Source organism: Shewanella sp. AS16 (assembly GCF_021412365.1).
Lineage (GTDB): Bacteria > Pseudomonadota > Gammaproteobacteria > Enterobacterales > Shewanellaceae > Shewanella > Shewanella salipaludis.
The window spans coordinates 18,790-32,718 of sequence record NZ_JAKCLK010000009.1 but is presented as its reverse complement, the minus strand read 5'-3'; the positions used below and the strand labels follow the sequence as shown (position 1 = coordinate 32,718).

Annotated in this window: 11 protein-coding genes; 9 read left to right on the top strand and 2 right to left on the bottom strand. The window is 52.5% G+C overall.

Translation table 11 applies throughout. The features are described from left to right. Position 1: 1 nt before the first annotated feature. Positions 2-1,066, bottom strand: a complete 1,065-nt coding sequence (locus tag LZP73_RS16500; RefSeq protein ID WP_234236057.1) for an efflux RND transporter periplasmic adaptor subunit — start codon at positions 1,064-1,066, stop codon at positions 2-4. Positions 1,067-1,508: 442 nt separating this feature from the next. Beyond that, positions 1,509-2,795, bottom strand: a complete 1,287-nt coding sequence (locus LZP73_RS16495; RefSeq protein ID WP_234236056.1) for a citrate synthase — start codon at positions 2,793-2,795, stop codon at positions 1,509-1,511. A 412-nt stretch (positions 2,796-3,207) separates the two neighbouring features. On the opposite strand from LZP73_RS16495, the gene sdhC reads away from it, so the two are divergent. The 9 genes from sdhC (at position 3,208) to LZP73_RS16450 (ending at position 13,894) form a co-directional block, all read left to right on the top strand. Beyond that, positions 3,208-3,603: a succinate dehydrogenase, cytochrome b556 subunit gene (gene sdhC, locus LZP73_RS16490; RefSeq protein ID WP_234236055.1), complete on the top strand. Its 396-nt coding sequence runs from the start codon at positions 3,208-3,210 to the stop codon at positions 3,601-3,603. Beyond that, positions 3,597-3,944: a succinate dehydrogenase, hydrophobic membrane anchor protein gene (sdhD, locus tag LZP73_RS16485; RefSeq protein WP_234236054.1), complete on the top strand. Its 348-nt coding sequence runs from the start codon at positions 3,597-3,599 to the stop codon at positions 3,942-3,944. The genes sdhC and sdhD overlap by 7 nt, the downstream gene beginning before the upstream one ends. Beyond that, positions 3,945-5,711 carry a succinate dehydrogenase flavoprotein subunit gene (sdhA, locus tag LZP73_RS16480; RefSeq protein WP_234236053.1) on the top strand — a complete coding sequence of 589 codons (1,767 nt, stop codon included), beginning with the start codon at positions 3,945-3,947 and terminating at the stop codon, positions 5,709-5,711. It abuts the gene before it with no gap. Positions 5,712-5,723: 12 nt separating this feature from the next. After that, positions 5,724-6,431, top strand: coding sequence for a succinate dehydrogenase iron-sulfur subunit (locus tag LZP73_RS16475; protein WP_169562263.1), 708 nt, complete (start codon positions 5,724-5,726; stop codon positions 6,429-6,431). Positions 6,432-6,643: 212 nt separating this feature from the next. Beyond that, positions 6,644-9,475, top strand: a complete 2,832-nt coding sequence (gene sucA / locus LZP73_RS16470) for a 2-oxoglutarate dehydrogenase E1 component (protein WP_234236052.1) — start codon at positions 6,644-6,646, stop codon at positions 9,473-9,475. A gap of 30 nt (positions 9,476-9,505) precedes the next feature. Continuing rightward, entirely contained in the window at positions 9,506-10,702 is a 1,197-nt protein-coding gene (odhB, locus tag LZP73_RS16465; RefSeq protein WP_234236051.1) for a 2-oxoglutarate dehydrogenase complex dihydrolipoyllysine-residue succinyltransferase, read from the top strand. A 78-nt stretch (positions 10,703-10,780) separates the two neighbouring features. Next, on the top strand, positions 10,781-11,947 hold the full coding sequence (gene sucC / locus LZP73_RS16460; protein ID WP_169562266.1) for an ADP-forming succinate--CoA ligase subunit beta: 1,167 nt from the start codon (positions 10,781-10,783) through the stop codon (positions 11,945-11,947). Continuing rightward, positions 11,947-12,819, top strand: a complete 873-nt coding sequence (gene sucD / locus LZP73_RS16455; RefSeq protein WP_169562267.1) for a succinate--CoA ligase subunit alpha — start codon at positions 11,947-11,949, stop codon at positions 12,817-12,819. Before sucC ends, sucD begins: the two co-directional genes overlap by 1 nt. A 148-nt stretch (positions 12,820-12,967) precedes the next feature. Further along, positions 12,968-13,894, top strand: coding sequence for an AEC family transporter (locus tag LZP73_RS16450; protein ID WP_234236050.1), 927 nt, complete (start codon positions 12,968-12,970; stop codon positions 13,892-13,894). The last annotated feature ends 35 nt before the right edge of the window (positions 13,895-13,929 follow it).

Sequence of the window (13,929 nt, the reverse complement as noted above, 5' to 3'; positions counted from 1 at the left end):
GTTACTTCTGGGCTGAGGCTAAGTCGAGCGGGGTGATCACTTCGACCAGAGATTGGTCTTTGAGGTTTTGATGACCGCGGATCACTATCTGCTCTCCCGGTTCTACCCCAGAGACTATCTCGACTGTGTCGCCTTCACGGTAACCCAGTTGTACCTCACGACGGCTGGCATTGGTGCCGTTGATGACATAGAGGGCTAGCTTATTATCTTGGTTTATCAGTGCATTATAAGGAACTGTGATCACATTCTTATGAGTGTCATACCTGAGTTCGACCCGGGTAAACATGCCGGCCTTGAGGCTGGAGTCCTGGTTGGGTACGGCCAATGTGACCTTGAAGGTACCACTCTGGGCATCGACAATCGGGCTGATGCGCAGGACCTTGGCGGCGATGGCCTGGCCATGCTGTTTACCCGTGTAGACTTGGGCATCCTGGCCTAAGCGCAGGCTCTGCAGTTGTTGCTCCGGCAGATGCACTATGCCATGGAGTTCATCCTGATTGACTACGTAGAACAGTTCTTCGAACTCCTGGGCCATGTTGCCCGTCTTCACGTAGCGCTTGGCGATGACACCGTCTATGGGGGAGGTGACATGACTCTCCTGCACCTGCAGGGCGGCGAGATCGCGCTTGGCTATCGCGGCCTGCAAATTGTATTCGAGTTTGGACATGGCATCGGCGCTGATGAATTCCTTGTTGCTCATCTTCTTCAGGCGGTTGAGCTCCTGTTCGATGATCTTGACTTCGGCTTCGGAGCGGTCCAGATCATATTTCTGGCGCTTGGCGTCTATGACGGCCAGTACCTGGCCTTTCCTGACTCTGTCGCCTTCCTCGACGGCTATGCTCTGGATCAGGCCGGCGATGCGACTGACCACCTTGGCTTCCTGGGGCGCTTCCAGTGTGGCCGTAGTGCTGTAAAAGGAAGAAACATTCCCCTGTGACACGACTGTGGTTTCAATGGGAACGGCGTACTTATCTTCCTCTTTGGCTTCAGGTTCTTGGCTGCAGGCTCCGAGCAATGAGACCAAGAGCAGTGGCAGGGCAATTTTGAGTTCTTGTAACTTGTCCATGTAAGTTTACCTGTGTTGGATGTGGCAATAAACTTCATAAGCACAGAGCGTGCCAATATTAAAATCCTTTAGGTTACAAAGGTATAGCTTTATTTTGTCCTAAGGTGTTAACCAAGGTTTCGCATATTGTAGCGAAAAAGTTTATCTAGTGATGAATTTAACTAACTTAAAAATGTAAGCTAGTTTTCCGGCATTCTTGCAGCGAGGGGGCAGCTAGGGGCAGCCAGAAAGCTTGGATAAGATTCGTGGCGCTTGAAGATAGTTGCTTGGGGTTTGGAGGAGGTGACTTGAAGTTTGGAGAAAATGACTTGGGTTTGGAGGAAAGCGACTTGAAGTTTGGAGAGAGTCACTTGGGTTTGAAGAGAGTGACTTGAAGAGGATTGTTTGGATAATAGGAAAAAAAAAGACGCCCAGAGGCGTCTTTTTCGGGTTCAGCAGGCTATCAGCGCTTATCCCGTGATACGAAGTCACGAGTCGTTTCGCCTGTGTACAACTGACGAGGACGGCTGATCTTATGACCAGGCTGATCCAGCATTTCTTTCCAGTGGGCAATCCAGCCGACGGTACGCGCCAGTGCAAACAGTACGGTAAACATACTGGTTGGGATGCCGATGGCCTTCATTATGATGCCTGAGTAGAAGTCGACGTTGGGATACAGCTTCTTGGAGATGAAGTATTCATCTTCGAGCGCGATACGCTCAAGCTCCATCGCCACATCCAATAATGGATCTACGACTTTCAATTCTGCCAGCACTTCATGACAGGTTTCACGCATCACCTTGGCACGCGGGTCGAAGTTCTTGTATACCCTGTGACCGAAGCCCATCAGACGGAATGGATCATTCTTGTCTTTGGCGCGTTCGATAAACTCGGGAATACGCTCGACACTGCCGATCTCTTCCAGCATTTGCAGGCAGGCTTCGTTGGCGCCGCCATGGGCAGGACCCCAGAGAGAAGCGATACCGGCAGCGATACAGGCAAACGGATTGGCACCCGATGAACCCGCCAATCGCACCGTGGAAGTGGACGCGTTTTGTTCATGATCTGCATGCAGAATGAAGATCCTGTCCATCGCGCGTTCGACGATAGGATTGACCTTATATTCTTCACACGGCACGGCAAACATCATGCTGAGGAAGTTTCCGGCATAGCTCAGGTCATTGCGTGGGTACACGAATGGCTGGCCGCTGGAGTACTTGTAGCACATGGCCGCTATGGTCGGCATCTTGGAGACTAAGCGATAGGCGGCGATCTCACGATGGCGAGCATCGTTCACGTCTAACGAGTCCTGATAGAAAGCCGACAGGGCGCCGGTCACACCACATAGCATGGCCATAGGGTGAGCGTCACGGCGGAAGCCTCTGAAGAAGAAGGCTAACTGCTCGTTCACCATGGTGTGAGTCTTCACAGTGTGCACGAACTCAGCATACTGAGCTTTCGTCGGCAGTTCGCCGTACAGCAACAGGTAGCATAAGTCTAAGTAGTCTGAATCGACGGCCAGCTGATCGATCGGATAGCCGCGATGCAACAACACACCTTGATCACCGTCTATGTAAGTGATCGCAGATTCACATGATGCAGTCGCGAGAAAACCTGGATCGAAGGTGAAATAACCTTTCTTTCCGAGTTTGCTTATGTCGATTACGTCAAATCCGGCAGTGCCCTGCATGATTGGCAACTCAATCGAGTCGTTTCCTGGTAGTTCTAATTTGGCTTTTAAGTCAGCCATACCCCGTTCTCCTTACTTCTTTCTTATGTGAGTGCGGCATGTCAAAGGGCATTACTTTACAGCGATTGTGCATAAGATTTCAATTCAAATAAGCGTTTAAATTTGTTAGACCAAGGTATACAAACCCCGCTATTGCCTGTTGGCGCTGACACTTAAGGCAAAAAAATCGCAAAAAAAGAGAATTTGCATAATGTGAGGTTTGTATTTGACATTTGCCGCGAGTATACTTGCTCCCGCCCATAGAGGGCCGCAAACATCCCCCTTTAGACAGGCAGTTTTCTCTGTGAAACTGTTGTGTTCTCAAAGGGTTAACTGTTTGTTTAAACTTTGCTTTTGCAATGACATTAGCTGTGAGCTGGCTCACAGTTCAAAGTTTGACCAAAAGCGGTTCACATAACAAAAAAAATGCTCAATGGAGCTGAGTGAGCAGAACGTGAAAAAGCAAAGACCTGTCCATTTAGATCTGCAAACCATTCGCATGCCTGCACCAGCGATTGCGTCAATTCTTCACCGTATCTCCGGTGTCATCATGCTGTTCGCTGTTGGCATTCTCATTTGGTTGCTAAATTCGTCTTTAGCATCAGCTGAGAGTTTCGCTGGCGTACAAGCCATGTTCGATAGCTTCGTCGTGAAGTTCATCGTCTGGGGCATTCTGACCGCTCTGGGTTATCATCTGCTGGGTGGTATACGCCATTTAGTGATGGATTCGGGTCGTTGGGAAGAGTTGGCTTCGGGTACCGCATCAGCCAAAGGCTTATTTGTGCTGACGGTAGCCTTTTCAATCGTAGCGGGGATCTGGGTATGGTAACCAATGCAGCGAGTTTTGGACGCAGCGGTGTCCATGACTATATTCTTATACGCGCAAGCGCGGTAATTCTGGCCTGTTATTCTATATTTCTGGTTGGCTTTATTGCCCTTAGTTCTCCTCTCACTTTTGACGTTTGGCATGGTCTGTTCAGCACTCTGCCGATGAAAGTGTTCACACTCTTGGCACTGATTGCCTTGCTGATCCATGCCTGGATCGGTGTTTGGCAAGTCCTGACGGATTACGTTAAATGTATTACGTTACGGGGTGTTTTACAGTTTATCTTTGTCATCACTGCCTTTAGTTACCTGGCGGCTGGCATAGTCATAGTGTGGGGTGTCTAAGTGAGTATTCCAGTACGTGAATTTGATGCTGTAGTCATAGGTGCCGGCGGCGCCGGTATGCGTGCAGCACTGCAAATCTCCAAAGAAGGTAAGAGCTGCGCGCTGTTATCTAAAGTATTCCCGACCCGTTCTCATACCGTATCTGCCCAGGGTGGTATTACCGTAGCCTTAGGTAACGCCCATGAAGATCATTGGGAACAACACATGTACGATACGGTGAAAGGTTCCGATTTTATCGGTGACCAGGAAGCGATCGAATTCATGTGTCAAACCGGTCCTGAAGCTGTTATCGAACTCGAGCATATGGGTCTGCCATTTTCGCGTTTCGAAAACGGCACCATCTATCAGCGTCCTTTCGGTGGCCAGTCGAAGAATTTCGGCGGCGAGCAAGCGGCACGTACCGCGGCTGCGGCCGACCGTACCGGCCATGCCTTGTTGCATTGCTTGTACCAGCAAAACGTTAAGCACAAGACCGAAGTGTATTCCGAGTGGTATGCGCTGGATCTGGTGAAGAACGAAGATGGCGCCATCGTAGGTTGTACCGCGATCGAAATCGAAACCGGCGAAATAGTCTATTTCAAGGCCAAGGCAACGATTCTGGCAACGGGCGGTGCAGGGCGTATCTATGCCTCGACCACCAACGCCCACATCAATACCGGTGACGGTGTTGGTATGGCAATGCGTGCCGGTGTGCAGATGCAAGACATGGAAATGTGGCAGTTCCACCCCACAGGCATCGCCGGTGCGGGTGTGTTGGTCACCGAAGGTTGTCGTGGTGAAGGCGGTTATCTGCTGAACAAAGACGGCGAACGTTTCATGGAGCGTTATGCCCCTAACGCGAAAGATTTGGCCTCACGCGACGTGGTAGCACGTTCCATGATGACCGAAATTCGTGAAGGACGTGGTTGTGACGGCCCATTAGGCCCGCACTTGCTGCTGAAATTGGATCACTTGGGTAAAGAGACCCTCGAAGAGCGTCTGCCTGGGGTGTGCGAACTGTCCCGTACTTTCGCTCACATAGATCCGGCCGATGGCCCAATCCCAGTACTGCCAACCTGTCACTACATGATGGGCGGTCTGCCGACCAAGGTCAGCGGTCAGGTTGTTCGCAAGAATGACGATGGCACAGAGCAAGAAGTGGTAGGTCTGTTTGCCGTTGGCGAAATCGCCTGTGTCTCAGTACACGGTGCCAACCGTCTGGGCGGTAACTCACTGCTCGACTTGGTGGTCTTCGGCCGCGCTGCGGGTCAACATCTGGGCAAAGCCCTGGATGCGACTGCCGATCCCAAGGCGGCTACCGAAGCCGATATCCAAGCCTCTCTGGCGCGTCTGAACCGTTGGGAAAGCAATAAAGACGGCGAAGATCCGGTGCAAATACGTAAAGACTTGCAGTTGTGCATGCAGCTGAACTTCTCTGTATTCCGTCGTGGCGATGCCATGGCCGAAGGTCTGGAACAGCTCAAAGCGATCCGCGAGCGTCTTGCCAATGCCAAACTGTCTGATAACTCCCGTGAATTCAATACCCAGCGTATCGAATGTCTGGAGCTGGACAACCTGATGGCGACGGCGATTGCCACAGCTTATGCGGCTAACTTCCGTACCGAGAGTCGTGGTGCGCACTCACGTGAAGATTTCCTCGAGCGTGATGACGATAACTGGTTATGTCACAGCCTGTTTGACCCTGTGACCGAGACCATGGATCGTCGTGAAGTGAACATGACGCCTAAGTTACGTGAAGCCTTCCCGCCGAAGAAACGTACCTACTAAGGAATGGCAGAGATGAAATTACAATTTGCAGTTTATCGCTACAATCCTGATGTAGATACCAAGCCTTACATGCAGGATTACACCCTGGAAGTGGCCGAAGGTTCCGATATGATGGTTCTGGATGCGCTGCTCAAACTGAAAGAACAGGACCCAACCTTGGCGTTCCGTCGCTCATGCCGTGAAGGCGTGTGTGGTTCTGACGGTATCAACATGAACGGTAAGAATGGCTTGGCCTGTATTACCCCTGTTTCTACCTTCAAGGGTAAGAAACTGGAAATACGCCCACTGCCAGGTATGCCTGTCGTGCGTGATCTCGTGGTCGATTTGACTCAGTTCTACATCCAGTACGAGAAAATCAAGCCGTTCCTCATCAATGATGAGAAGACACCGGCCCGTGAACATCTGCAGTCACCCGAGGAGCGTGCTCATCTGGATGGCCTGTACGAGTGCATCATGTGTGCCTGTTGCTCGACGGCTTGCCCATCTTTCTGGTGGAATCCTGATAAATTTATTGGTCCAAGCGGTTTGCTGCATGCCTATCGCTTCTTGATCGATAGCCGCGATACCGCGACGGAAGAACGTTTGTCTGGGCTGGACGATGCCTACAGCGTGTTCCGTTGCCATGGCATCATGAACTGTGTTGACGTTTGTCCTAAGGGTCTTAATCCGACCAAGGCAATAGGTCATATCAAGTCCATGCTGTTGAAAAGAGCGGTGTAAATGCGACAACCTGAGCTAAGACCAATAATAATATAGCTCGTGAAGAGTCACCTTCCATATCGGGGGGTGGCTCTTTTGTGTGTAAAGGAATACGCCACGCCGTGAAATCTGGAACTCTAGGGCGGCAGATATATGCGTCGCATCGTTTGACGATGAAACGCATAGTTAATACTTATGGCTAAGCACGTGTATAAAGTTTGAAAGGAATAGAAATGCACCAAGGCATCATGAAAGCCTGGCTCGAATCATCTCACTTAAGTGGTGCAAATTCGACCTACGTAGAAGAGATGTATGAAGCCTATCAAGAAGACCCTCAGTCAGTCTCCGACGATTGGCGTACGGTATTTGATAATCTCCCTCCGGTGAACGGTGCCTCTGTTGACGCGCCCGAAGCTGCTCACTCCAAAGTACGTGATTATTTTCGTAGTTTAGCCCTGGAAGGACGTCACAAGAGCTCGGCTCGCGTTTCCGATCCTGAACTCGATGCTAAGCAAGTCAAGGTCCTGCAGCTGATCAACGCTCACAGGTTCCGCGGTCATCAGGGCGCCAATCTGGATCCCCTGGAACTGTGGAAACGCGAAGCGGTTTCGGAACTCGATCCTGCATTCCACGGTTTGACCGCCGAAGACATGCAGCGCGAATTCAATACGGGTTCGTTCGCCCATGGCGGCGAAACCATGAAGCTGGCGGATCTGGTCAAGGCATTGAAGAGCACCTATTGCGGTTCTATCGGTGCCGAGTACATGCACATCACAGATACCGAAGAGAAGCGCTGGATCCAGCAACGTCTCGAACCGTCTCTGGGCAAGGCCAACTACGACAAGGCGGTCAAGACCCGCATTCTCGCAGGCCTGAATGCCGCCGAAGGCATGGAAAAGTATCTGGGTGCCAAATTCCCCGGTGCCAAACGCTTCTCTCTCGAAGGCGGTGACGCCTTGGTGCCTATGCTGCGCGAGATTATCTATCGTGCCGGTGAAGTCGGCACCAAGGAAATCGTGGTCGGCATGGCCCACCGCGGTCGTCTCAACGTCCTGGTCAACGTGCTGGGCAAGCGCCCTGGTGAATTGTTCGACGAATTCGCCGGCAAACATCAGGAATCCCACGGTTCCGGTGACGTTAAGTATCACCAAGGCTTCTCGTCCGATTTCGAAACCCCGGGCGGCAATGTCCACCTGGCGCTGGCCTTCAACCCCTCGCATCTGGAAATCGTCAACCCGGTCGTCATGGGCTCGGTACGCGCCCGTCTGGACCGCCGTGGTTGTGAATCGGGTCTGCAGGTCATGCCTATCACCATTCACGGTGACTCGGCGATCACAGGGCAGGGCATAGTCCAAGAGACATTCAACATGTCTCAGACCCGCGGCTTCAAAGTGGGTGGCAGCATACGTATCGTGGTCAACAACCAGGTTGGCTTCACTACGTCCAGCCAGCAGGATGTGCGCTCCACAGAATATTGTACCGACATCGCCAAGATGGTGCAGGCGCCGATATTCCACGTCAATGCCGACGATCCCGAGGCCGTCGCCTTAGTGTCGCAACTGGCTGTCGACTATCGCAACGAGTTCAAGCGCGATGTGGTGATAGATCTTGTCTGCTACCGTCGCCACGGTCATAACGAGGCCGATGAGCCGAGTGCGACCCAGCCGCTGATGTACGCCAAGATCAAGAAACACCCGACGCCACGTAAGATCTATGCCGACAAGCTGATCGCCGACAAGGTCATTGGCGCCGATGAAGTGACAGGCATGATCAACAACTACCGTGATGCCTTGGATCATGGTGATTGCGTGGTCGAAGAATGGCGTCCCATGACGCTGATGTCTGTCGACTGGACGCCTTATATCGGCCGCGAGTGGGATGAAACCTACCCGGCGCAGATGTCACTCGACAGAATCAAGAATCTGGCCAACAAGATAAGCTATGTGCCCGAGAGCCATAAGCTGCAGTCGCGGGTCGCTAAGATTTACAACGATCGCCTGGCGATGGCCAGCGGTGACAAGTTGCTGGACTGGGGCTTTGCCGAAACCTTGGCCTATGCCTCTATCCTGGAAGATAACAAAAGGGTGCGCATCACGGGTCAGGATTCTGGCCGCGGCACCTTCTTCCACCGCCACGCCGTGCTGCATAATCAAAACGATGCCACCACTTATCTGCCACTGCGCAACGTGGCCGAAGAGCAAGGGCCCATCGACATCACAGACTCTGTGTTGTCCGAAGCCTCTGTGCTGGCGTTCGAATACGGTTATGCCACAGCCGAACCCGGCGGCCTGACCATATGGGAAGCCCAGTTCGGTGACTTCGTCAACTGTGCCCAGGTGGTGATAGATCAGTTCCTGTCATCCGGCGAGCAGAAGTGGGGCCGTTTGTGTGGCTTGACCATGCTGCTGCCACATGGCTACGAAGGCCAGGGCCCCGAGCATTCCAGCGCCCGTCTGGAGCGTTTCCTGCAGCTATGTGCCAACCATAATATGCAGGTGTGCATTCCTTCGACACCGGCTCAGGTTTACCACATGCTGCGCCGTCAGGTGGTGCGTCCTATGCGTCGTCCTCTGGTGGTGATGTCGCCCAAGTCTCTGCTGCGCCACCCATTGGCGGTATCCAGTCTGGAAGAGTTGGCCGAAGGCAGCTTCCAGAATATTATCGGTGAAATCGATACCCTGGATGCCAAGCAAGTGGATCGCGTGGTCTTCTGTAGCGGTAAGGTGTATTTCGAGCTGCTGGAAAAACGTCGCAAAGAAAATATCACTAACGTAGCGCTCATACGTGTCGAACAGCTGTATCCGTTCCCGCACGATGAAATGACCGCTGCCTTGGCTGACTATCAGCATGTGAAAGATTTTGTCTGGTGTCAGGAAGAGCCTCAGAACCAAGGTGCCTGGTATTGCAGCCAGCATCACTTCTGGGCCACGATTCCTGCAGGCGCTCAGTTAGCCTATGCCGGCCGGGAAGCATCCGCTGCGCCTGCCTGTGGTTATCCGGATCTGCACGTACGCCAGCAAGAGTCTTTAGTGAATAGCGCCCTAAAACTCGAAATAACACTTTAGTAATAGACAATATAAAAAGGAAAGCTTTCCATGAGTATCGAAATCAAGGTACCCGTACTGCCAGAATCAGTTGCCGATGCAACTATTGCCACATGGCATGTTAAGCCTGGCGAGCCAATTTCTCGCGATCAAAATCTGGTAGATATAGAAACAGATAAAGTGGTACTTGAAGTGGTTGCCCCTGAAGATGGCCACATCAGCGAATTCCTGTTTCAGGAAGGCGACACAGTGCTGGGCGAGCAAGTCATCGCCAAGTTCGTTGCCGGTGCCGTGTCTGGTCAGGAAGTGACCAAGGCCCAGGCCGAAGCGGCGGCGCCTGCCGCAGCGGAAGCGAGCAGCGATGAGACGAACGATGCCCTGAGCCCATCGGTACGCCGCATGTTGGCCGAACTGAACCTGGATGCCGGCAAGATCAAAGGCACGGGTGTGGGTGGTCGCATCACCAAGGAAGACGTCGAAGCCTTCGCCAAGACGGCTGCCAAGCCAGCCGCTGCAGCTGCCCCGGCAGTCGCGCCACTGGCCGAAGGTCGCAGCGAGAAGCGCGTGCCTATGACACGCCTGCGCAAGACCATAGCGACCCGTCTGTTGGAAGCGAAGAACTCTACCGCCATGCTGACGACCTTCAACGAAGTCAACATGAAGCCCATCATGGATATCCGTAAGCAGTATCAGGAAATCTTCGAGAAGCGTCATGGCATACGTTTGGGTTTCATGTCTTTCTACATCAAGGCCGTGACCGAAGCGCTGAAGCGTTTCCCTGAAGTCAATGCCTCTATCGATGGCGACGATATCGTTTACCACAACTATTTCGACATCAGCATCGCGGTCTCTACCCCTCGCGGCTTGGTTACCCCAGTGCTGCGTGATACAGATACCATGAATCTGGCCGAGATCGAAAAAGCGGTACGTGAACTGGCGCTCAAGGGTCGCGATGGTAAACTTACCGTTGCCGACATGACAGGCGGTAACTTCACTGTGACCAACGGTGGCGTGTTCGGTTCCCTGCTGTCTACTCCAATTTTGAACCTGCCACAGAGCGCTATCTTGGGCATGCATGCCATCAAAGATCGCCCTATGGCAGTCAATGGTCAGGTTGAAATCCTGCCCATGATGTACCTGGCACTCTCATATGACCATCGTATCGTTGATGGCCGTGAGTCTGTTGGCTTCCTGGTCGCCATTAAAGACTTCCTGGAAGATCCAACTCGTCTGCTGCTCGACCTCTAAGGTACAGCCAGACTTTACCCTCGTGATTGGCCCCTAGGGGCCAATTGGATTTGATTTGAAGTATACGGATAGATCATCATGAATTTGCATGAGTATCAGGCAAAAGCCCTATTTGCCGAATATGGTTTACCAGTGTCAGAAGGTTTCGCCTGTGATACCCCTCAAGAAGCGGTAGAAGCGGCAGGCCATATTGGCGGAGATATGTGGGTTGTTAAGTGTCAAGTACACGCTGGCGGCCGTGGTAAAGCAGGTGGCGTTAAAGTCACTGGCGATAAAGAAGAAATCAGAGCCTTTGCCGAACACTGGTTAGGCAAAAATCTGGTGACTTATCAAACTGATGAGAAAGGTCAGCCTGTCGCTAAGATCTTGGTTGAGAGCTGCACCGACATCGCCAATGAACTCTACCTGGGCGCGGTTGTTGACCGTAGCACACGTCGTGTGGTGTTCATGGCATCGACCGAAGGTGGTGTTGAGATTGAGAAAGTGGCTGAAGAAACGCCGGAACTCATCCACAAAGCCATCATAGATCCACTGACAGGTCCTCAGGCTTATCAAGCCCGTGATCTTGGCTTCAAGCTGGGTCTGAACCCAACACAAATGAAGCAGTTCACCAAGATCTTCTTGGGTCTGGGTAACATGTTTGTCGATCACGATTTCGCCCTGTTGGAAATTAACCCTCTGGTTATCACCACAGATGGCAACCTGCATTGCCTGGACGGCAAGATAGGTATCGATGGCAACGCACTGTTCCGTCAACCAAAAATACGCGACATGCACGATCCTTCACAGGATGATGCCCGTGAAGCCCACGCTGCCAAGTTCGAACTGAACTATGTTGCTTTGGACGGTAACGTTGGCTGTATGGTGAACGGTGCCGGTCTGGCCATGGGTACCATGGACATAGTCAACCTGCACGGCGGTAAGCCAGCCAACTTCCTCGACGTAGGCGGTGGCGCGACCAAAGAACGTGTTGCCGAAGCCTTCAAGATCATTCTGTCTGACAGCAATGTGAAAGCGGTTCTGGTTAACATCTTCGGTGGTATCGTACGTTGTGACATGATCGCCGAAGGCATCATAGGTGCGGTTAAAGAAGTCGGTGTTAAAGTGCCTGTGGTTGTACGTTTGGAAGGTACTAACGCCGAACTGGGCCGTGAAGTGCTGGCCAAATCCGGTCTTGATATCATTGCAGCTACCAGTCTGACTGACGCGGCTGAGCAAGTAGTTAAAGCTGCGGAGGGCAAATAATGTCTGTCTTAATTAATAAAGATACCAAGGTTATCTGTCAGGGTTTCACTGGCGGTCAAGGTACATTCCACTCACAACAAGCTATCGATTACGGTACGCAAATGGTCGGTGGTGTGTCTCCAGGTAAGGGCGGTCAGGTTCACCTGGGTCTGCCTGTGTTCAACACGGTAAAAGATGCAGTTGCCGCTACCGGCGCCACTGCTTCTGTTATCTATGTACCAGCACCTTTCTGTAAAGATGCCATCCTGGAAGCTATCGACGGCGGCATAGAGCTGATCGTTTGTATCACAGAAGGCATTCCTACTCTGGACATGCTGCAAGTTAAGGTCAAGCTGGAAGAAACCGGCGTTCGCATGATAGGCCCTAACTGCCCAGGCGTTATCACTCCGGGTGAATGCAAGATCGGCATCATGCCAGGTCACATCCACTTGCGTGGTAAAGTCGGTATCGTTTCACGTTCAGGCACCCTGACCTATGAAGCGGTTAAGCAGACGACAGATGAAGGTTTCGGCCAGTCTACTTGCGTAGGCATAGGCGGTGACCCAATCCCAGGCACCAACTTCATCGACGTACTGGAAATGTTCCAGAACGATCCACAGACAGAAGCCATTGTCATGATCGGCGAAATCGGTGGTACTGCTGAAGAAGAAGCGGCCGAGTACATCAAGGCACACGTGACTAAGCCTGTGGTATCTTACATCGCAGGTGTGACTGCACCCGAAGGTAAGCGCATGGGTCATGCCGGCGCTATCATCGCAGGTGGTAAAGGTACTGCGGCTGATAAGTTTGCAGCACTGGAAGCGGCCGGTGTTACCACTGTTCGCTCACTTGCCGATATCGGCAAGGCACTGCGTACTAAAACCGGCTGGTAATCCCTGGCGGTTGAGGTAAAAAAGGCGCCCTAGGGCGCCTTTTTTGTGGTTTGACTGCGCTGGACAGCGCCGTCAGATTTCCCGTTTGAATAGGCTTATGCCTGGCGATGGGCCAGTCCATTTAGCCGGCTAATATGAAAGAGTCAGTATGAACATAGTTTCCATCATCTTCCCGCTGCTGTTTCTGGTGCTCCTGGGTTACCTGTTGACCAACAGGAAATTTTTCACCGAGACCCAGATCGCCGGCATCAGCAAGTTCACTTTTTATGTCAGCATTCCCGCCTTTCTGTTCCTGAATATGCTGGCCGCGCCCTTGAGCCAGAGTCTGAATATCCATGCCTTGTTGGCGTTTTATGTGCCCGTGTTGATACTCTATGGCCTGGGGTTTGGGCTCAATCGGCTGTTTGCCCCCGAGTCGCTGCGCACCACCAGAGCCAGCGGGGTGTTTGCCCTGGGCGCCAGCTATTCCAATACGGTTCTGGTCGGTTTGCCCATTATCATCGCCGCGTTGGGGCAGGATATGTTGGGCAAGGTGTTCATGATCATCACCTTCCATAGCGCGCTGTTGTTTGCGCTGACCTTTATTCTAGCCGCCAAGGGACAGGCCCAGGGATTCTCCTGGCGCCAATTTGGCCGTTCCATGTGCCTCAATCCCGTGGTGTTGAGCATTCTGCTGGGGCTCTTGGCCAATGCCGTCGGCCTGGTGTTGCCGCAGCAGTTGCAGGCCGGACTCAAGTTGTTGGCCCAGCCGGCGCTGGCCTGCGCCTTGTTTGTCCTCGGGGCCAATTTGAGTTTCTACCGTATAGGCAATGACTGGCGCATGGCCTTGTTGGCGAGCCTGCTGAAATTGTTGCTGTTGCCGGCCTTGGTATATCTGTGCGGCCATGGGGTGTTTGCCCTGCCGGCGGACAGCGTCGCCATGTTGGTGCTGCTCAGCGCCTCGCCCTTAGGGGTAAACGCCTACCTGATAGCCACTCAGTTGCAGTCGCATCAGGGCACGCTGGCCACCTGTGTGGTGTTGTCGACCCTGCTCAGTGTGCTGAGCTTCAGTTTCTGGCTCTGGCTGCTCCTGTAACAATAAAATCTGGGAAGATCTTGTTATTACTCAAG

Excerpts from the sequence above, each read along its gene's own strand:
- LZP73_RS16500 (WP_234236057.1), bottom strand. The coding sequence starts at position 1,066 with ATGGACAAGTTACAAGAACTCAAAATTGCCCTGCCACTGCTCTTGGTC.
- LZP73_RS16495 (WP_234236056.1), bottom strand. The coding sequence starts at position 2,795 with ATGGCTGACTTAAAAGCCAAATTAGAACTACCAGGAAACGACTCGATT.
- sdhD (WP_234236054.1), top strand. The coding sequence starts at position 3,597 with ATGGTAACCAATGCAGCGAGTTTTGGACGCAGCGGTGTCCATGACTAT.
- odhB (WP_234236051.1), top strand. The coding sequence starts at position 9,506 with ATGAGTATCGAAATCAAGGTACCCGTACTGCCAGAATCAGTTGCCGAT.
- sucC (WP_169562266.1), top strand. The coding sequence starts at position 10,781 with ATGAATTTGCATGAGTATCAGGCAAAAGCCCTATTTGCCGAATATGGT.
- sdhC (WP_234236055.1), top strand. The coding sequence starts at position 3,208 with ATGGAGCTGAGTGAGCAGAACGTGAAAAAGCAAAGACCTGTCCATTTA.
- sucD (WP_169562267.1), top strand. The coding sequence starts at position 11,947 with ATGTCTGTCTTAATTAATAAAGATACCAAGGTTATCTGTCAGGGTTTC.
- sucA (WP_234236052.1), top strand. The coding sequence starts at position 6,644 with ATGCACCAAGGCATCATGAAAGCCTGGCTCGAATCATCTCACTTAAGT.
- LZP73_RS16450 (WP_234236050.1), top strand. The coding sequence starts at position 12,968 with ATGAACATAGTTTCCATCATCTTCCCGCTGCTGTTTCTGGTGCTCCTG.
- LZP73_RS16475 (WP_169562263.1), top strand. The coding sequence starts at position 5,724 with ATGAAATTACAATTTGCAGTTTATCGCTACAATCCTGATGTAGATACC.